The 18,169-nt window shown below is 63.4% G+C and carries 18 protein-coding genes; all 18 read right to left on the bottom strand.

Annotation, left to right across the window (positions count from 1 at the left end; genetic code table 11):
- A partial coding sequence (locus A9J21_RS07235) for a FimV family protein (protein ID WP_404851351.1) occupies window positions 1-555 on the bottom strand: 555 nt, incomplete at its 3' end.
- A 304-nt stretch (window positions 556-859) separates the two neighbouring features.
- Window positions 860-1,996 carry an aspartate-semialdehyde dehydrogenase gene (gene asd, locus A9J21_RS07230; RefSeq protein WP_066733347.1) on the bottom strand — a complete coding sequence of 379 codons (1,137 nt, stop codon included), beginning with the start codon at window positions 1,994-1,996 and terminating at the stop codon, window positions 860-862.
- 441 nt (window positions 1,997-2,437) lie between these two features.
- Window positions 2,438-3,505 (bottom strand): 3-isopropylmalate dehydrogenase, encoded by a 1,068-nt coding sequence (gene leuB, locus A9J21_RS07225; RefSeq protein WP_066733346.1) that lies wholly within the window; start codon window positions 3,503-3,505, stop codon window positions 2,438-2,440.
- A 34-nt stretch (window positions 3,506-3,539) separates the two neighbouring features.
- Complete coding sequence (leuD, locus tag A9J21_RS07220) at window positions 3,540-4,190, bottom strand: 3-isopropylmalate dehydratase small subunit (protein ID WP_066733344.1); 651 nt, start codon at window positions 4,188-4,190, stop codon at window positions 3,540-3,542.
- A 9-nt stretch (window positions 4,191-4,199) separates the two neighbouring features.
- On the bottom strand, window positions 4,200-4,331 hold the full coding sequence (locus A9J21_RS07215; RefSeq protein ID WP_066733342.1) for an entericidin A/B family lipoprotein: 132 nt from the start codon (window positions 4,329-4,331) through the stop codon (window positions 4,200-4,202).
- A gap of 49 nt (window positions 4,332-4,380) precedes the next feature.
- Window positions 4,381-5,790 carry a 3-isopropylmalate dehydratase large subunit gene (leuC, locus tag A9J21_RS07210; protein ID WP_066733340.1) on the bottom strand — a complete coding sequence of 470 codons (1,410 nt, stop codon included), beginning with the start codon at window positions 5,788-5,790 and terminating at the stop codon, window positions 4,381-4,383.
- Between the two features lie 311 nt (window positions 5,791-6,101).
- On the bottom strand, window positions 6,102-6,803 hold the full coding sequence (locus A9J21_RS07205; RefSeq protein ID WP_066733338.1) for an ABC transporter ATP-binding protein: 702 nt from the start codon (window positions 6,801-6,803) through the stop codon (window positions 6,102-6,104).
- Entirely contained in the window at window positions 6,803-7,570 is a 768-nt protein-coding gene (gene livG / locus A9J21_RS07200; protein ID WP_066733336.1) for a high-affinity branched-chain amino acid ABC transporter ATP-binding protein LivG, read from the bottom strand. The genes A9J21_RS07205 and livG overlap by 1 nt, the downstream gene beginning before the upstream one ends.
- Complete coding sequence (locus A9J21_RS07195; RefSeq protein WP_066733334.1) at window positions 7,567-8,841, bottom strand: high-affinity branched-chain amino acid ABC transporter permease LivM; 1,275 nt, start codon at window positions 8,839-8,841, stop codon at window positions 7,567-7,569. Before A9J21_RS07195 ends, livG begins: the two co-directional genes overlap by 4 nt.
- A 12-nt stretch (window positions 8,842-8,853) precedes the next feature.
- Complete coding sequence (gene livH, locus A9J21_RS07190; protein ID WP_066733332.1) at window positions 8,854-9,780, bottom strand: high-affinity branched-chain amino acid ABC transporter permease LivH; 927 nt, start codon at window positions 9,778-9,780, stop codon at window positions 8,854-8,856.
- A 139-nt stretch (window positions 9,781-9,919) separates the two neighbouring features.
- Window positions 9,920-11,047 (bottom strand): branched-chain amino acid ABC transporter substrate-binding protein, encoded by a 1,128-nt coding sequence (locus A9J21_RS07185; RefSeq protein ID WP_066733330.1) that lies wholly within the window; start codon window positions 11,045-11,047, stop codon window positions 9,920-9,922.
- A 608-nt stretch (window positions 11,048-11,655) separates the two neighbouring features.
- Entirely contained in the window at window positions 11,656-12,957 is a 1,302-nt protein-coding gene (gene gltA, locus A9J21_RS07180) for a citrate synthase (protein WP_066733328.1), read from the bottom strand.
- A gap of 42 nt (window positions 12,958-12,999) precedes the next feature.
- A complete protein-coding gene (locus A9J21_RS07175) occupies window positions 13,000-13,281 on the bottom strand; it encodes a succinate dehydrogenase assembly factor 2 (RefSeq protein WP_082926287.1) in 282 nt (93 codons plus the stop codon).
- 142 nt (window positions 13,282-13,423) lie between these two features.
- Window positions 13,424-14,125 carry a succinate dehydrogenase iron-sulfur subunit gene (locus A9J21_RS07170; RefSeq protein ID WP_008649360.1) on the bottom strand — a complete coding sequence of 234 codons (702 nt, stop codon included), beginning with the start codon at window positions 14,123-14,125 and terminating at the stop codon, window positions 13,424-13,426.
- 30 nt (window positions 14,126-14,155) lie between these two features.
- Window positions 14,156-15,934 carry a succinate dehydrogenase flavoprotein subunit gene (gene sdhA, locus A9J21_RS07165; RefSeq protein WP_066733323.1) on the bottom strand — a complete coding sequence of 593 codons (1,779 nt, stop codon included), beginning with the start codon at window positions 15,932-15,934 and terminating at the stop codon, window positions 14,156-14,158.
- A gap of 3 nt (window positions 15,935-15,937) precedes the next feature.
- Complete coding sequence (gene sdhD / locus A9J21_RS07160; RefSeq protein ID WP_066733321.1) at window positions 15,938-16,303, bottom strand: succinate dehydrogenase, hydrophobic membrane anchor protein; 366 nt, start codon at window positions 16,301-16,303, stop codon at window positions 15,938-15,940.
- 10 nt (window positions 16,304-16,313) lie between these two features.
- Entirely contained in the window at window positions 16,314-16,724 is a 411-nt protein-coding gene (sdhC, locus tag A9J21_RS07155; RefSeq protein WP_066733319.1) for a succinate dehydrogenase, cytochrome b556 subunit, read from the bottom strand.
- A 372-nt stretch (window positions 16,725-17,096) separates the two neighbouring features.
- Entirely contained in the window at window positions 17,097-17,945 is an 849-nt protein-coding gene (locus A9J21_RS07150; RefSeq protein WP_066733316.1) for a GntR family transcriptional regulator, read from the bottom strand.
- Window positions 17,946-18,169 lie beyond the last annotated feature (224 nt).

The following is an 18,169-nucleotide window of genomic DNA, read 5'->3' as shown; positions in this document are numbered from 1 at the left end:
GCCAGCGGCAGGCGCCGCGGCGACTGGGGCCGGAGCAGGTGCCGCAGCCGGCGACGCGTCAGGCGTGGCGGCCTGCACCACGGTGGTGGGCGAGAACGCCTGGTTCGACGGCTTGGCGCCAGCCGGATCCAGCAGGAAGGTATAGGCGCGCGTGATCTTGCCGCTGGACCAGCTCATGTCGACCAGGATGTCGACGAACGGTTCGCTAAGCGGCTGGTTGGACCGCACGGTAGCCACATAGGTACCGTTCGGGCGCTTCTGCACGTCGAGCCTCACGCTCGAAATGGCCGACAGATAGGTCAGCCCGGCACGCGAATAGGCGGACGGCGCGGCCAGCTTGACGGCCAGGCTGTCAGCTTCCTCGGGCGTCACGCCGGTGATATCGATTTCAGCCTGGAGCGGCTGCCCCAGATTGGATTGAACCCTTAATTGTCCAAACCCCGCGGCATACGCGGCAGGCTGCGCAAGCAGCAGGCCAGCAGCCGTGATGGCCAGCGTTGACCAGCGCTGACGGACAGTAGGCGCATCTTTCCGGCGATGTAGGCTCACACTCACCTCGTGCTCCATTTATGGTTTTTAGTAGCAGAAATTAACCCGATCCCAACAAATGGCTGGCTGGCGGGCGACGAAACGGACAGGCTTTGTGCCTGCCCTGCTGCGCGCCCAATGTCGCTGCCATGCATTCCAGACGCATGGCGGCGATGACCCCGTGGCCAAGCGCATGCCGGCTGTATTGTGACGCAAGCCCGCGAAAAAAAGCGCTCCGGATGCGACAACGCCGCGCTGAGGCGCGGCGTTGCTCGGAAAGCGGTAGATTCTGTTGCCTCCCTGCAACGAAAGCAGCGAGGCTATCTGGGGGTCAACCCTCGATCAGAATGCGCAGCATACGCCGCAGGGGCTCGGCGGCGCCCCACAGCAGCTGGTCGCCCACAGTGAAGGCGGACAGGTACTCGCCGCCCATCTGCATCTTGCGCAGACGGCCGACCGGAATCGTCAGTGTGCCCGTCACGGCGGCCGGCGTCAGGTCCTTCATGCTGGCTTCGCGCGTGTTCGGCACGACCTTGGCCCACTGGTTGTTGGCGGCCAGCATGCCTTCGATCTCGTCCAGCGGCACGTCCTTGCGCAGCTTGATGGTCAGCGCCTGCGAATGGCAGCGCATGGCGCCAATCCGCACGCACAGGCCGTCCACGGCGATCGGGCTGGCGCCGGTGGCACCGACGAAGCCTTCGCCCCGGCCCAGGATCTTGTTGGTCTCGGCGCCGCCCTTCCATTCTTCCTTGGAAACGCCGTTGCCCAGGTCCTTGTCGATCCAGGGAATCAGGTTGCCGGCCAGCGGCACGCCAAACTGCCTGGTTTCGTCAGCCGACAGGCCGTGCTGGGTCGACAGGATCTGGCGGTCGATTTCCAGGATGGCCGAGGCCGGATTGTCCAGCAGCGGCTTGACTGCGGCGTTCAGCGTACCGAACTGCGTCAGCAGCTCGCGCATGTGCTGGGCACCGCCGCCCGACGCGGCCTGGTAAGTCATCGAGGTCATCCACTCGATCAGGTCGTGCTGGAACAGGCCACCCAGGCCCATCATCATGCAGCTGACCGTGCAGTTGCCGCCGATGAAGTTCTTCACGCCCTTCGAGAGCGCATCCTTGATCACACCGAGATTGACCGGATCCAGGACGATGATGGCGTCGTCCTTCATGCGCAGCGAGGACGCGGCGTCGATCCAGTAGCCGTTCCAGCCGGCCGCACGCAGGCGCGGAAACACATCGTTCGTGTAGTCACCGCCCTGGGCGGTGAGCACCACGTCGCACTTCTTCAGTGCTTCGATATCGTTCGCGTCTTTCAGCGTGGTTTCGTTCCTGGCCATGGCCGGGGCCTTGCCGCCAGCGTTGGACGTGCTGAAGAAAACGGGCTCGATATGGTCGAAATCGCCCTCTTCCTGCATGCGCTGCATCAGGACGCTGCCGACCATTCCTCGCCAACCGACGAGACCTACAATCATGACTTACCTCGGATGTGATGTGAACTTCCCCGCCATTTTCCTCGCCCGGCGTGGCTGCGCGGGGAAGACGGGCAGGCACGACGAACGATCTAGGGGATCGTTTTGGTAATGGTTTTAATCGTCGTTGCGGTCAGGCCGAGCGAATCCACGCCGATCGTGCCGCGGATAGCGGTGCGAGCAGCAAAAGCAGTCAGGAGGGACTGGTGGAATCGGGCCATGACGGGAGAGTCTACACGAATTTGCGGCGGTGCCGCAGGGGAAATTCGGGTGATTTAGTGCTCGGAGCAAGGCTTCTCGCCCCTCCCGCACGCGGGAGCGGGGTTGAGGGAGAGGGAATTGAGCATCAAATTGCGCATGTCACGCTTTCCGGTGCCGCGCCCTCTCCCCCGCCCCCTCCCCCGCAAGACGGGAGAGGGAGCAAACCAGCAGGTATGGAATGACTTACAGCGCCGCCAGCACGGCGTCGCCCATTTCCTTCGTACCCACCTGCTTGCAGCCCGGCGTCAGGATGTCGCCAGTGCGGAAGCCCTGGGCCAGCACCTTCTTGACGGCGTTCTCGATGCGGTCGGCCTGCTCGGCACGGTTCAGCGAATAGCGCAGCATCATCGCGGCGGACAGGATCGTAGCCAGCGGATTGGCCACGCCCTTGCCGGCGATATCGGGTGCCGAGCCGTGCGACGGCTCGTACAGGCCCTTGTTGTTGGCATCGAGCGAAGCCGACGGCAGCATGCCGATCGAGCCCGTCAGCATGGCGGCCTCGTCCGACAGGATGTCGCCGAACATGTTGCCGGTGACGATCACGTCGAAGCTCTTCGGCGCCTTCACCAGTTGCATCGCGGCGTTGTCCACGTACATGTGCGACAGCTCCACGTCCGGATATTCCTTGCTGACATCGATCACGATGTCCTTCCAGAACTGGAACGTCTCCAGCACGTTGGCCTTGTCCACGCTGCACAGCTTCTTGCCGCGCTTGGCGGCGGCCTGGAAGGCCACATGGGCGATGCGACGGATTTCCGGCTCGCTGTAGCGCATCGTGTCGAAGCCTTCGCGGGCGCCCTTGAACAGGCCGTCCGGCGCCTCGCGCACGCCGCGCGGCTGGCCGAAGTAGATGTCGCCATTCAGTTCGCGCACGATCAGGATATCCAGGCCAGCCACCAGCTCGGGCTTCAGGCTCGACGCGCCGGTCAGTTCCGGATAGCAGATTGCCGGGCGGAAGTTGGCAAACAGCTGCAGGTGCTTGCGCAGGCCCAGGATGGCCTGCTCGGGACGCAGCGGGCGCTCCAGGCTGTCGTACTTCCAGTCGCCCACGGCGCCGAACAGGATGGCGTCGGCCGCCTGTGCCAGCTTCAGCGTGTTTTCCGGCAGCGGGTGGCCTTCGGCCTCGTAGCCGGCACCGCCCACCGGGGCGGTTTCCATTTCGAACTTCTCGTCAAGGGCGTTCAGCACCTTGACGGCTTCGGCAATGATCTCGGGACCGATGCCGTCGCCCGGCAGGACTGCAATCTTCATTTGTCTTCCTATCTATGTATGAACCCGATCCGCCTCAGCCAACCACGCGGTTGCCCAGCCACGGCATCTTCGTCAGGCGCTCGGCCTCGTAGGACTTGATCTTGTCCTTCTGGCGCAGCGTCAGGCCGATATCGTCGAAACCGTTCAGCATGCAGTACTTGCGGAACGGGGCGATATCGAACGGATAGCTGTTGCCGCCGGCCGTGATCACGACCTGCTTGTCCAGGTCGATCGTCAGCTTGTAGCCCGGGAACGCATTGGTCTCGTTGAACAGGTGGTCGACCTGCAGGTCGGTCAGCACCACGGGCAGCAGGCCGTTCTTGTAGCAGTTGTTGAAGAAGATATCGGCAAAGCTCGGCGCGATCACCGCGCGGAAGCCGAATTGCGTGAGCGCCCACGGTGCGTGCTCGCGCGAGCTGCCGCAGCCGAAGTTGTTGCGCGCCAGCAGGATCGATGCGCCCTGGTAGCGCGGCTGGTTCAGCACGAAGTCCGGGTTCAGCGGACGCTTGCTGTTGTCCTGTCCCGGCTGGCCCACGTCCTTGTAGCGCCATTCGTCGAACAGGTTCGGGCCAAAGCCCGTGCGCTTGATCGACTTCAGGAACTGCTTCGGGATGATCGCGTCGGTATCGACGTTCTCGCGGTCGAGCGGCGCCACGAGGCCGCTGTGTACGGTGAACTTATCCATGATGTGTCCTTACTTCCGGGCGGCGTTCTCGAGCGCCTGCCCGGCAGCCTGCGTGTCCTTGCCAAAGCCGGCAATCGTGTTGCAGCCAGCCAGTTGCAGCATGCCCAGGCATGCCAGCAGTGTGATCACGATCTTTTTCATGTTCTCTCTATTCGAAAGTCGTGGTTGACCCGTTGACCCGTCGCGGCGCTCAGCCGAGCTTGCGGATGTCGACGAAATGCCCTTCGATGGCAGCCGCGGCGGCCATGGCCGGGCTGACCAGGTGCGTACGGCCACCGGCGCCCTGACGGCCTTCGAAGTTGCGGTTCGACGTGGACGCGCAGCGCTCGCCCGGTTCCAGGCGGTCGGCGTTCATCGCCAGGCACATCGAGCAGCCCGGCTCCCGCCATTCGAAGCCGGCGGCCTTGAAGACCTTGTCCAGCCCTTCACGCTCGGCCTGTTCCTTGACCAGGCCCGAACCCGGCACCACCATCGCCAGCTTCACGTTCGATGCCACCTTGCGGCCCAGCTTCTGCACCACCCATGCGGCGGCGCGCATGTCTTCGATGCGGCTGTTGGTGCACGACCCGATGAACACCTTGTCGATGTTGATCGACTCCATCGGCGTGTTCGGCTGCAGGTTCATGTACTCCAGCGCGCGCTCCATGGCGTTGCGCTTGTTCGAATCCTTTTCCTTCTCGGGGTCCGGCACACGGTCTTCGATGCTGACGACCATCTCGGGCGACGTGCCCCAGGTGACCTGCGGACGGATGTCCTCGGCGCGCAGTTCCACCACCTTGTCGAAGTGGGCGCCTGCGTCCGAGTGCAGCGTGCGCCAGTAGGCCACGGCCTGGTCCCATTCCACGCCCTGCGGCGCAAACGGGCGGCTCTTCACGTATTCGAGCGTGACGTCGTCCACGGCCACCAGGCCGGCGCGCGCGCCGGCTTCGATCGCCATGTTGCAGACCGTCATGCGGCCTTCCATGGTCAGGTCGCGGATGGCCGAGCCGGCGAATTCCATCGTGTAGCCCGTGCCGCCGGCCGTGCCGATGTTGCCGATGATGGCCAGCACGATGTCCTTGGCGGTGCAGCCGCGCGGCAGCTTGCCTTCCACCTTGATCAGCATGTTCCGGGCCTTCTTGCCCAGCAGCGTCTGGGTCGCCAGCACGTGCTCCACTTCCGACGTGCCAATGCCGTGCGCCAGGGCGCCGAACGCGCCGTGCGTGCTGGTGTGCGAGTCGCCGCAGACCACGGTCATGCCGGGCAGCGTGGCGCCCTGCTCGGGCCCGATCACGTGGACGATGCCCTGGCGGTGGTCGTTCATCTTGAACTGCGTGATGCCGAAGGCGTCGCAGTTGGCATCCAGCGTATCGACCTGGAGCTTCGAAATCGGGTCGGCAATGCCTTGCGTGCGGTCGGTGGTCGGCACGTTGTGGTCCGACACGGCCAGGTTCGCGCTGATGCGCCATACCGGACGCTCCGCCAGCTTCAGGCCTTCGAAGGCCTGCGGGCTGGTCACTTCATGCAGCAGATGACGGTCGATGTAGAGCAGCGTCGTGCCGTCTTCCTCGACGTGGACGGTGTGGTCATCCCAGAGTTTGTCGTAGAGCGTCTTGGCCATGATGCGGGGGGCAGACCGTCCGTCCGTATCCGGTGGATGCGAACGGCGCGAATCCGCGCGTTGTTTGCAGGGGAATGTGTTTTCCGGATGCCTTCGCGGGCAAGCAGGCTATTTTGCTGCTTTTCCGGCGCAGCCGGTTATTGCTTGACATCGCAAGCGATTATGCCATGTGCGCCTGCCGCCGAAGGGCAGGCCAGGCCGCCCGGGCGACGGTCATTGGCGAAAGGGGGATTTCGTGGATGGCGAAGGGGCCTTGCGCAGCCTTCGGGATGTGCCCCTCTCCCACGTTTCGGGAGAGGGGCACCGCAGCTTCAACCGCCCAGGTAGGCGGCGCGGATGCGGTCGTTTGCCAGCAGGTTGGCACCGGTATCGGCCAGCACCACCTTGCCGGTTTCCAGCACGTAGCCGCGGTCGGCCACCTGCAGCGCCTTGTTGGCGTTCTGTTCCACCAGGAACACCGTGACGCCCTCTTCGCGGATCGTGCGGATGATGTCGAAGATCTGCGCGATGATCAGGGGGGCCAGGCCCAGCGTGGGCTCGTCCAGCAGCAGCAGGCGCGGCTTGCTCATCAGCGCGCGGCCGATGGCCAGCATCTGCTGCTCGCCGCCCGACATCGTGCCCGCCCGCTGGCTCGCGCGCTGGTTCAGGCGCGGGAACAGCTTGAACACGTGCTCGATGCCAGCCTCGATCTCATGACGGCTGGCAAAGAAGCCACCCATCTTGAGGTTTTCGAGCACGGTCAGGCTCGGGAACACGCGCCGGCCTTCTGGCGAAATTGCCATGCCCATGCGCATGATCTCGTGCGTGTTGCGGCGGGTGATGTCCTGGCCTTCGAACAGCACGCGGCCGCTGGAGGCGCGCGGCGTGCCGCACACGGTCATCATCAGCGTGGTCTTGCCAGCGCCATTGCTGCCGATCAGGGTGACGATCTCGCCCTTGTTGACTTCGATCGACACGCCCGACAGCGCCTCGACGGCACCGTAGTGGGTGTGGACGTTTTCCAGCTTCAGCATCAGTCCTCTCCCAGATAGGCCTTGATCACGCGCGGGTCGTTGCGCACCTCGTCGGGCTTGCCGATCATGATCGGCTTGCCGTGCTCCATCACCAGGATGCGATCCGACACGCCCATCACCAGGCTCATGTCGTGCTCGATCAGCAGCACCGAGATATTGAATTCCCGGCGCAGGCCGTCGATCAGTTGCTGCAGCTCGATCTTTTCCTGCGGGTTCAGGCCAGCCGCCGGCTCGTCCAGCATCAGCAGACGCGGCCTGGTGATCATGCAGCGCGCGATCTCCAGCCGGCGCTGGTGGCCGTAAGACAGCGTGCCCGCCTCGCGGTTGGCCACGCTGGTCAGGCCCATGCGCTCCAGCCATTCGGCGGCGCGTCCCAGCGCCTCGCGCTCGGCGCGGCGATAGGCCGGCGTCGCCAGCAGGCCCCGCAGCAGCCCCGCCTTGACCTGCTGGTGTTGCGCAACCATCAGGTTTTCGACGACGGTCAGCTGCTTGAACAGGCGGATATTCTGGAACGTGCGCACCAGCCCGTGGCGCGCCACCACATGGCTGGGCTTGCGCGCGATCGAATGGCCGTCCAGCGTCACCTCGCCTGCGGTGGGCTTGTAGAAACCGCCCACACAGTTGAACACGGTGGTCTTGCCGGCGCCGTTCGGGCCGATGATGGCGAAGACTTCGTCGCGGCGCACATCGAACTCGATGCCGTCCACGGCCAGCAGACCGCCGAAGCGCATCTGCAGGCCCGATACTTTCAGCATTTCATTGCTCATCGCGGCAGCTCCACATGGGGACGGCTAGCGGGCAGCAGGCCCTGCGGACGCCACATCATCATCAACACCATCACCAGGCCGAAGATCAGCATGCGGTATTCGGCGAAGTCGCGTGCCACCTCGGGCAGGATGGTCAGCAGGATGGCTGCCAGGATCACGCCCAGCTGCGAGCCCATGCCGCCCAGCACCACCACGGCCAGGATCAGCGCCGATTCGATGAACGTGAACGATTCCGGATTGACCAGGCCCTGGCGCGCGGCAAAGAACGCACCGGCAAGACCGGCGAACGATGCCCCCAGCGTGAAGGCGGACAGCTTGATGCGCGTCGGATTCAGGCCCAGCGAGCGGCAGGCGATCTCGTCCTCGCGCAGCGCTTCCCACGCACGGCCCATCGGCATGCGGATCAGGCGGCTCGTGACGAACAGCGTGAAGCCCACCAGCAGCAGCGCCAGCAGGTACAGCCAGATCACCATATGCTGGCCGGTGTAGGGGATGCCGATCAGGTCATGGAACGTCTTCACGCCTTCCACGCTGGCACTGCGCGCCATCTCGATGCCGAACACGGTCGGCTTCGGAATGCCGGACACGCCGTCCGGGCCACCGGTCAGGCTGGTCAGGTTGTTCAGCAGCAGGCGGATGATTTCACCGAAGCCCAGCGTCACGATGGCCAGGTAGTCGCCGCGCAGGCGCAGCACCGGGAAACCCAGGACAAAGCCGAACGTGGCGGCCAGCCCGGCCGACAGCGGCAGGCATTCCCAGAACGTGAGGCCGAAGTACTGGTTCAGCAGCGCGTAGGTATAGCCGCCGACCGCGTAGAAGCCAACGTAGCCCAGGTCGAGCAGGCCGGCATAGCCCACCACGATGTTCAGGCCCAGGCCCAGGATCACGTAGATCAGCGCCAGCGTCGCCACGTCCACCGCACCGCGCGAGCCGAAGAACGGGAACACCACGCCCACGGCCAGCAGCACCCAGACGGCCAGGCGCTGCTGTTTCGCACCCATGGCGGGCAGCGAGGGCAGCGTCACGGCGCTGCGCGCGCGCAGCAGGAACGGCTTGCACAGCTGGAACAGGAACACCAGGCCCACGGCGATCCACACCGGACGCCAGTGCGGCTCCAGCACCACCTTGTAGCCGTCGAGCCTGAGCTGCAGGCCCAGCACCGGGATGGTCAGGATGGCCGTCAGCACGGCGGCGGTCACGGCATTCTTCAGCGTGTCCGAGACCGACGTTTGCGGGACCGACGCCCGCGAAATCGAAGTCGCTTGAGTCATGTCGCCCTCCCCTCAGACCTTTTCCACATCGGGCTTGCCGAGCAGGCCCGTGGGACGGAACAGCAGCACCAGCACCAGCAGGCCGAATGCCACAACATCCTTGTATTCGGCCGGCATGTAGCCCGACGCAAACGTTTCGGCCAGGCCCAGCAGCACGCCGCCAAGCATCGCGCCCGGAATGCTGCCGATGCCGCCCAGCACCGCGGCCGTGAAGGCCTTGATGCCGGCGATGAAGCCGATAAAGGGATTGAGCTTGCCGATCGTGAGCCCGATCAGCACGCCGCCCACGGCGGCCAGCATGGCGCCGAGCACGAACGTGAACGAGATCACGCGGTTCGTATCGATGCCCAGCAGGTTCGCCATGCGCATGTCTTCGGCGCAGGCGCGGCAGGCGCGGCCCATGCGCGAATGGCCGATGAACAGCGTCAGCGCGATCATCAGCACCAGCGTCACACCCACGATCAGCAGGCGCGAATACGGCACGGTCACCGTAAAGTCGCCGCCCATCTGGAATTCGATGGCACCGGAGATCAGGATCGGCACGGACACGTCACGCGCGCCCTGCCCGATCTGGACATAGTTCTGCAGGAAGATGGACATGCCGATGGCCGAGATCAGCGGCACCAGGCGCGGCCCGCCGCGCAGGGGGCGGTATGCCACGCGCTCCACGGCAAAGCCGTAGCAGCCGGTCACGACAACGGACACGAGCAACGCCGCACCCAGCACCAGCGGCAGCGGATAGCCAGCCTGCGCGCCAATGGCGGTCAGCGTTACCAGGCCCACGTAGGCGCCAATCATGTAGATCTCGCCGTGGGCAAAGTTGATCATGCCGATGATGCCGTAGACCATCGTGTAGCCAATGGCGATCAACGCATAGATCGCACCCAGCGTCAGGCCATTGACCAGCTGCTGGGTGAACTGTGGAAGGAATTCGTTCATGCGGGGGACCTTGTGGATCGGATGAGTCCGATGCGCGATGCCGACCGCCCTTATGTGGCGGCTAACCGACATCGAACCGATACCAAAACGCCCCGCAGGCCGGTTGGCCGCGGGGCGTTTCGCCAGGATGGCGCCGGGTTTAGTTTGCGGCGGTCTTCGTGGCGTCCTTGTGCCACGTGTAGACGACGAACTTGAACGACTTCAGGTCGCCCTTGGCGTCGTATTCGACCTTGCCGATCGGCGTGGTGAATGCGTTCTTGTGCATGTACGCAGCCACCTTGGTCGGGTCGGTGCTCTTGGCACCGGCGATGGCGTCGCCAATGATCTTGACGGCGGCGTAGGCCGGCATCTGGAACGGGCCGTTGGCGTCACGCTTCTTGTCGGCAAAGGCCTTCACCAGCGCGGCGTTGGCCGGGTCGGCCGAGAAGTCCGCCGGCAGCGTCACGAGCATGCCTTCCGAAGCCGGGCCGGCAATCGCCGTCACGTCCTTGTTGCCCACGCCTTCGGGGCCCATGAACGTGGCCTTCACGCCCTGCTCGCGTGCCTGGCGCAGCAGCAGGCCCATTTCCGGGTGGTAGCCGCCGAAGTACACGAAGTCCACGCCCTGCGACTTCAGCTTGGTGATCACGGCCGAGTAGTCGGAATCGCCGGCGTTGATGCCTTCGAAGACCGCCACGGGGATCTTGGCCGCTTCCAGGTCCTTCTTCACCGAGCTGGCAATGCCCTGGCCGTACGACTGCTTGTCGTGCAGGATGGCAACCTTCTTCGGCTTGACCTTGTTGATGATGTACTGGGCGGCGGCCGGGCCTTGCTGGTCGTCGCGGCCGATCGTGCGGAAGATGAAGTTGCGCTTCTTCGTTTCGGTCAGCTGCGGCGCGGTGGCCGACGGCGTCACCATCACGATGCCTTCGTTCTCGTAGATATCCGAGGCCGGAATCGTCGAACCCGAGCACACGTGACCGATCACGTAATGGATACCCTGGCTGACGATCTTGTTGGCCACGGCCACGGCCTGCTTCGGTTCGCAGGCGTCATCCATCAGCACCGCTTCGAACTTGTTGCCGTTGGCACCGCCTGCCGCATTGATCTGTTCGATCGCGGTCAGGGCACCGGCCTTGACCATGTCGCCGTACTGGGCGACCGAGCCGCTCATCGGGCCGGCAATGGCGATCTTGACGGTTTCGGCGTTGGCCGAAGTGAAGGCAGCGAGGCCGGCAGTGGCAAGCACGGCGGCCATGGCAGTGGACGTGAGACGGGACAGCGTCATCAGGAGCTCCTCGATTTATGTATGGGTCATTCCGGGCAGAGTCGGCATGACCGGCGCAATCGAACAACACCCGCGAGGAAGAAGCGCCGCCTGACGTGGCGAACGTACGGCCCATGAGCGGAAACCGGGCCTGCGATGAAGACACTGAAGCGAATGCGGGGCCCGGCATGTGTCGGCGCACGCACATCCCTGGGATGCCGCGGTCGCCGTAGTTCGGAAAGACAACGTTGATGCGTTCTCTACTGCGCAAGCGCTTCGCCTGCCCCGCTTCTCCAACGCGGCTGGCCGGAAGGGTGGCCCGGCTGCCGGTCGGCAAAGCAGCCCGCATTATAGGGGGAAAGTTGCACCCTGATGAAGTGAACTTGTTCGGATTTGGGGAAAATCCGACAACTAATGCACCCCGTTGCAACCGGGCCAAGGCAGGAATCGTCGTCAAAAACGCGTTTCACAACAATTGTGCATAGCCGCATTTGTAACGTATTCGCGGCTTTGCGCCACCTTGCGCAACCGGACCTGCGCGGGGCCTTCCCCGACGACGGAAAGACTCCCGCCGGGCAAAAAAAAGCCCCGGCAAGCCGGGGCGTTCTTCGTGCGGTACGCGACGCGGATTAGCGCTTGGCCATGTCCGGCACGTTGCGGGCGGCGTTGCCGTTGAACAGCTGACGCGGACGGCCGATCTTGTATTCCGGATCGGTGATCATCTCTTCCCACTGCGAGATCCAGCCCGGCGTACGTGCCAGGGCGAAGATGCAGGTGAACAGCGAGGTCGGGATGCCCAGCGCGCGCTGCACGATACCCGAGTAGAAGTCCACGTTCGGGTACAGCTTGCGGCTGACGAAGTACTCGTCTTCCAGTGCGATCTTTTCCAGTTCCATGGCCAGCTTGAACAGCGGGTCGTTGTGCAGGCCCAGTTCGTTCAGCACTTCATGGCAGGTTTCGCGCATCAGCTTGGCGCGCGGATCGTAGTTCTTGTACACGCGGTGGCCAAAGCCCATCAGGCGCACGCCCGAGTTCTTGTCCTTGACCTGCTTGATGAACTCGCCAATGTGGTCGACGCTGCCGATTTCTTCCAGCATCTTCAGCGCGGCTTCGTTCGCGCCGCCGTGGGCCGGACCCCACAGGCAGGCCACGCCGGCGGCGATGGCAGCGAACGGGTTCGTGCCCGACGAACCGGCCAGACGCACGGTCGAGGTCGACGCGTTCTGCTCGTGGTCGGCGTGCAGGATGAAGATGCGGTCCAGCGCGCGCTCCAGCACCGGGTTCACGGTGTACGGTGCGCACGGCGTACCGAACATCATGCGCATGAAGTTGCCCGAGTAGGACAGGTCGTTCTGCGGGTAGACGTACGGCTGGCCGATGTTGTACTTGTACGCCATGGCGACCAGGGTCGGCATCTTGGCGATCAGGCGGATGGCCGAGATCTCGCGCTGGTGCGGATCATCGATGTCCATCGCATCGTGGTAGAACGCGCTCATCGCACCCACCAGGCCCGTCAGCACGGCCATCGGGTGGGCGTCACGGCGGAAGCCGCGCAGGAAGAATTGCAGTTGCTCGTGAACCATCGTGTGGTTCATCACCGAGTTCACGAACTCTTCCTTCTGCTTGGCGTTGGGCAGTTCGCCCTTCAGCAGCAGGTAGCAGGTTTCGAGGTGATCGCACTTCTCGGCGAGCTGCTCGATCGGGTAGCCACGGTACAGCAGTTCACCCTTGTCACCGTCGATGTACGTGATCTTCGAGTTGCACGAAGCGGTCGACATGAACCCCGGGTCATAGGTGAACTTGCCGGTTTGACCGTACAGCTTGCGAATGTCGATCACATCCGGGCCAACAGTGCCCTTGTAGATCGGCAGCTCAACGCTGGGGGAACCATCGGAAAACGATAGCGTGGCTTTCACATCGGACGGCGTCATGTCGATTCCTTCAAATACTGTGAATATTAATGTTGACCAAACTCAGACCGAACGCAGCAGGCTGAGTACCCGTTGCATCGGGGGCGTGTCGAGCTCACCGTCAAGCTCCTTGCGGACAAGCAGCAGGTCCATCAACTCGTTGTCGCTGAGCTCGAACAGCTCGCCCAGCGATGCCACGTCCTCATCGGACAGGCTCTCCTCGTAACGGTTGAAGAAACGTTCGACGATGATGTCGTTCTCCAGGAGGCCGCGGCGGGCGCGCCAGCGAAGACGGGCACGTTTGTGCGGGTCGGCCTGATGGGAGAAAGTGGTGGAATGACTCATGGTCAGCCTTCATTGACCGGCGCTCCAGCCCGACTTGATACCGCATCGGGCTGACGCGCCGCTTACATCAATTTGCATCTACTGCAGACTGCCTGTCTGCACCGCGAACCGCAGGGTGCAGAAGGCAGTTTATACCGGGCAATTAAACAGCGCGGCGAACCATCAGTTCCTTGATCTTGCCAATCGCCTTCGTCGGATTGAGGCCCTTCGGGCACACGTCGACGCAGTTCATGATGCTATGGCAACGGAACAGGCGGTACGGGTCGTTCAGGTTGTCCAGACGCTCGCTGGTGGCCTGGTCGCGGCTGTCCGCGATGAAGCGGTAGGCTTGCAGCAGGCCGGCCGGGCCAACGAACTTGTCCGGGTTCCACCAGAACGACGGGCACGACGTGGAGCAGCTGGCGCAAAGAATGCACTCGTACAGGCCGTCCAGCTCGTCACGTTCCTGCGGCGACTGCAGACGCTCCTTCTCGGGCGGCGGCTCGTCGTTGATCAGGAACGGCTTGATCGAGTTGTACTGCTTGAAGAAGTTCGTCATGTCGACGATCAGGTCGCGCACCACCGGCAGGCCGGGCAGCGGACGCAGCACGATGCGGTCCGGCAGCTCGCGCATGTTCGTCAAGCAGGCCAGGCCGTTCTTGCCGTTGATGTTCATCGCGTCCGAGCCGCACACGCCTTCACGGCACGAACGACGGAACGAGATGGTTTCGTCCAGCTTCTTCAGCTTGACCAGTGCGTCCAGCAGCATGCGCTCGTGACCGTCGAGTTCGACCTCGTAGGTCTGCATGCGGGGGGCTGCGTCCTTGTCCGGATCGTAGCGGTAGACTTCAAAAATACGCTTCATTTCTGTGGGTCCTGTTTTCTCTGTCGCCGCTTAGAACGTACGGGCCTTCGGGGGAACCGATTCCACCGACAGCGGTTGCATCTTCACCGGCTTGTAGTCCAGGCGGTTGCCTTCGCTGTAGAACAGCGTGTGCTTGAGCCAGTTGTCGTCGTCGCGGTTCGGGAAGTCGCTGTGGGCGTGGGCGCCACGCGATTCCTTGCGAGCCGCAGCCGAGATCATCGTGGCCTTGGCCACTTCCACCAGGTTGGCCACTTCCAGGGCTTCCACCAGCGCGGTGTTGAAGACCTTGGACTTGTCCTTCAGGTGGATGTTGTCGGCACGCTCCGCCACTTCGAGGATGCGCTCGACGCCTTCGTCCATCAGCTTCTGCGTACGGAACACGCCGGCATGCGACTGCATGTTGCGGCGGATGTCGTTGGCGACGTCCTGGGTGTATTCGCCCGAGGTCGTTGCCTGCAGCTTGGCCAGACGGGCCATGGCGCGGTCGGCGGCGTCGGCCGGCAGCGGCTTGTGTTCCTTCTGCTTGCTGGCGTTGGCGACGATGTGGTTGCCGGCGGCACGGCCGAACACCACCAGGTCCAGCAGCGAGTTGGTACCCAGGCGGTTGGCGCCGTGGACCGACACGCACGAGCATTCGCCGATTGCGTAGAAACCGTTGACCACTTCGTTCGGGTTGCCGTTCTTCGGCACCACGACCTGGCCGTGGAAGTTCGTCGGAATGCCACCCATCTGGTAGTGGATGGTCGGCACGACGGGGATCGGTTCCTTGATCGCATCGACGTTGGCGAACTTCATGCCGATTTCGCGGATCGACGGCAGGCGCTTCATGATGGTCTCGGCACCGACGTGGGTCAGGTCGAGCAGCACGTAGTCGCCGTTCGGGCCACAGCCGCGGCCTTCCTTGATTTCCTGGTCCATCGAGCGCGACACGAAGTCACGCGGCGCCAGATCCTTCAGCGTCGGAGCATAGCGCTCCATGAAGCGCTCGCCATCCTTGTTACGCAGGATGCCGCCCTCGCCACGCACGCCTTCGGTGATCAGCACGCCCGCGCCGGCCACGCCGGTCGGGTGGAACTGCCAGAACTCCATGTCTTCCAGCGGGATGCCGGCACGTGCCGCCATGCCCAGGCCATCACCGGTGTTGATGAAGGCGTTGGTGGAAGCCGCATAGATCCGGCCGGCACCGCCTGTCGCGAACAGCGTGGTCTTGGCTTCGAGGATATAGACTTCGCCGGTTTCCATTTCCAGCGCGGTCACGCCCAGCACGTCGCCTTCTTCGTCGCGAATCAGGTCCAGTGCCATCCATTCGACGAAGAAATGCGTCTTGGCGCGCACATTGCGCTGGTACAGCGTGTGCAGCAGCGCGTGGCCGGTACGGTCAGCGGCGGCGCAAGCACGTTGCACCGGCTTCTCGCCGTAGTTGGCGGTATGGCCGCCGAACGGGCGCTGGTAAATCGTGCCATCGGCGTTACGGTCGAACGGCATGCCGAAGTGTTCGAGTTCGTACACGACCTTCGGGGCTTCACGGCACATGAACTCGATGGCGTCCTGGTCACCCAGCCAGTCCGAGCCCTTGATGGTGTCGTAGAAGTGGTAGTGCCAGTTGTCCTCGCTCATGTTGCCCAGCGAGGCACCGATACCGCCCTGCGCCGCAACGGTGTGCGAGCGGGTCGGGAAAACCTTCGACAGCACGGCCACGCTCAGGCCGGCTTCTGCGAGCTGGAGGGATGCGCGCATCCCGGCGCCGCCCGCCCCGACGATGACCACGTCAAATTTGCGACGCGGCAATCCAGTCTTGACTGCGACCATTTATTACACCCTCCAGAGAATCTGAGCAGCGTAGCCCGCGCAACCGACGAGCCACAGAATCGTAAGAACTTGCAGCACGAGGCGCACGGCCATCGGCTTCACATAGTCCATCCAGATGTCACGAATGCCGATCCACGCGTGGAACAGCAGCGACAGGATGGTCAGGAACGTCAGGAGCTTCATCCATTGGTTGGCGAAGAGACCCGACCAGCCTTCGTAAGAAGGATTGCCGAAGGCGAGATACACCACGGCGAGCACCACGGTGAACACCACCATGATGACGGCGGTAACGCGTTGCGCGAGCCAGTCTTTCAGACCGTAGTGCGCACCGACGACAAGACGCTTGGGACCGATATTGTTATTTGCCACGTGACTCTCCTCAGAACAGGCCGAAAAGCTTCAGCCCGAAAACCAGGGTGAGCAGCAGGCTGACGACCAGCACGACCTTGGCCGACGTGGCCGAGGCGGGCTTCGAGACGCCGACGTGAACGTCCAGCAGCAGGAAGCGGATACCGGCGCAGAAGTGATGCAGGTAACCCCAGATCAGCGCCAGGATCACCAGCTTGACGAAGCCGTTGGACAGCAGGGCCGAGAACTTTGCGAAGCTCAGTTCGGAGGTGACGCTCTGTTCGAACAGGTACAGAACGAAAGGGAGGAGGAGGAACATCATGGCACCGCTTACGCGATGCAGGATGGATACCTTGCCGGCCCAGGGCAACCGGTAGCGCGAGATTTGCGCGATACCGATATTCCGGAACTCCGGCCTGGCTTGTTTGGCGGCTTCAGCCATGCGAGACCCCATTTGCGATGAAAAGAAAACTGCAAAAGAACGACACTGCCATTACCCCCGATTGCATTGGCGCCGCACAGCGGTTACCGTGAATGCACCAGATTGCATCAAGCGTGTGGGTCCGCTGGATGCAAATGGATGCAGGGGAGCAAATCGACGTGATTTTAGCGCCTTTGTTGCGCGCCGCACCAATAATTTTCGCCTATCACGCACCAGCGCGGCGTGCCCGACAATCGCACGCGACAATGCGCGCACCTCGCCCGGCACCAAATATCGGACCATTGCATTCACGAACGACAATGGTAGGCGCGCGTCCCATATACGCATGACAATAGTCAGCGTACTGGACAGACTTTCCATGGTCATGACACTTCAGCTCAGGTCGTTCTGATAATAGTGGCGCGTCGTGACATACAGCCCACGGCGAACTTCCACCGGGCGGTCACCGTAGGTGAACGACACACGTTCCACCGACAGCAGCGGCGAACCAGGCACTACGGACAACAGCTCGGCAGCTGTGTTATCGGCAGGTACTGCCCGAATCTTTTCCGTGGCGCGAATCATTCGCGTGCCGAATTCGGCCTCGAAGAGCGCATACATCGGGCCCTTCCATTCGTTGAGCTTCTCGGCCGTCAGGCCCTTGAAGTTGGCGCCCAGCAGCCAGATTTCATCCAGCACCGTGGCTTCATTGGAAAACGTCAGCACCCGGCGGATCTGCACGACGCTGTCGCCGGTGCGGATATCGAGCAGCCGGGCGATCTCGGCCGGAGCCCGCAGGCGTTTGCACTCGAGCACGCGGCTGGCGCCGTAATGGGGTTCACCCTCGTCGGGTACCAGGCGCAGGAAGCGGAACTTGACCACGTCCTCGTGATGGGTGGTCACGAACGTGCCCTTGCCCTGGCGGCGCGCCACCAGGTTGTCGGCGGCGAGTTCGTCGATGGCCTTGCGCACCGTGCCCTGGCTGACCTTGTAGCGCGCGGCCAGGTCCATCTCGCTCGGGATCATTTCGCCGGGCTTCCACTCGCCCGTCTGCAGGCTCTGCATGATCAGGGCCTTGATCTGCTGGTAGAGTGGGCTGAACGTGGGCGACGGCGCTGCGGCCGGCGCACTGGCCGATGCGGGCGCGGACGGCTGCGTCCCGGCACCGCTCTGAGGGGCGCCAGATTCCGGCGCACCATTGGCAGCGGCGGCGGCGAGCGGGGACGTAGGCAGGGAAGACATAGCCCGGATTCAACCACAAAAGCGAGAATCGCGTCCAGCGCGCTATGAAATGTCTTATGTCTTATATAAGACATATGAATTGACATCAATGAGGGCTCACCCTACACTCGCGCAGGTCCGCGCTGCCGCCCCCGCCAGGTCTCTTCCGGGCTACCCGCCCACCTTTTGTAGTCTTGCGGATGCGGCGCACCACACAGCAGTAGTAGACTTACGCCTTGTCGCCC

The organism is Cupriavidus sp. D384, assembly GCF_001652915.1.
Taxonomy (GTDB): domain Bacteria; phylum Pseudomonadota; class Gammaproteobacteria; order Burkholderiales; family Burkholderiaceae; genus Cupriavidus.
This window is presented reverse-complemented; position numbering and strand designations above follow the sequence as displayed.

What these genes read in the sequence shown, in the direction of transcription:
- asd (WP_066733347.1), bottom strand. Translation starts at nt 1,996, where the DNA reads ATGATTGTAGGTCTCGTCGGTTGGCGAGGAATGGTCGGCAGCGTCCTG.
- leuB (WP_066733346.1), bottom strand. Translation starts at nt 3,505, where the DNA reads ATGAAGATTGCAGTCCTGCCGGGCGACGGCATCGGTCCCGAGATCATT.
- leuD (WP_066733344.1), bottom strand. Translation starts at nt 4,190, where the DNA reads ATGGATAAGTTCACCGTACACAGCGGCCTCGTGGCGCCGCTCGACCGC.
- A9J21_RS07215 (WP_066733342.1), bottom strand. Translation starts at nt 4,331, where the DNA reads ATGAAAAAGATCGTGATCACACTGCTGGCATGCCTGGGCATGCTGCAA.
- leuC (WP_066733340.1), bottom strand. Translation starts at nt 5,790, where the DNA reads ATGGCCAAGACGCTCTACGACAAACTCTGGGATGACCACACCGTCCAC.
- A9J21_RS07205 (WP_066733338.1), bottom strand. Translation starts at nt 6,803, where the DNA reads ATGCTGAAGCTGGAAAACGTCCACACCCACTACGGTGCCGTCGAGGCG.
- livG (WP_066733336.1), bottom strand. Translation starts at nt 7,570, where the DNA reads ATGAGCAATGAAATGCTGAAAGTATCGGGCCTGCAGATGCGCTTCGGC.
- A9J21_RS07195 (WP_066733334.1), bottom strand. Translation starts at nt 8,841, where the DNA reads ATGACTCAAGCGACTTCGATTTCGCGGGCGTCGGTCCCGCAAACGTCG.
- livH (WP_066733332.1), bottom strand. Translation starts at nt 9,780, where the DNA reads ATGAACGAATTCCTTCCACAGTTCACCCAGCAGCTGGTCAATGGCCTG.
- A9J21_RS07185 (WP_066733330.1), bottom strand. Translation starts at nt 11,047, where the DNA reads ATGACGCTGTCCCGTCTCACGTCCACTGCCATGGCCGCCGTGCTTGCC.
- gltA (WP_066733328.1), bottom strand. Translation starts at nt 12,957, where the DNA reads ATGACGCCGTCCGATGTGAAAGCCACGCTATCGTTTTCCGATGGTTCC.
- A9J21_RS07175 (WP_082926287.1), bottom strand. Translation starts at nt 13,281, where the DNA reads ATGAGTCATTCCACCACTTTCTCCCATCAGGCCGACCCGCACAAACGT.
- A9J21_RS07170 (WP_008649360.1), bottom strand. Translation starts at nt 14,125, where the DNA reads ATGAAGCGTATTTTTGAAGTCTACCGCTACGATCCGGACAAGGACGCA.
- sdhA (WP_066733323.1), bottom strand. Translation starts at nt 15,934, where the DNA reads ATGGTCGCAGTCAAGACTGGATTGCCGCGTCGCAAATTTGACGTGGTC.
- sdhC (WP_066733319.1), bottom strand. Translation starts at nt 16,724, where the DNA reads ATGGCTGAAGCCGCCAAACAAGCCAGGCCGGAGTTCCGGAATATCGGT.
- A9J21_RS07150 (WP_066733316.1), bottom strand. Translation starts at nt 17,945, where the DNA reads ATGTCTTCCCTGCCTACGTCCCCGCTCGCCGCCGCCGCTGCCAATGGT.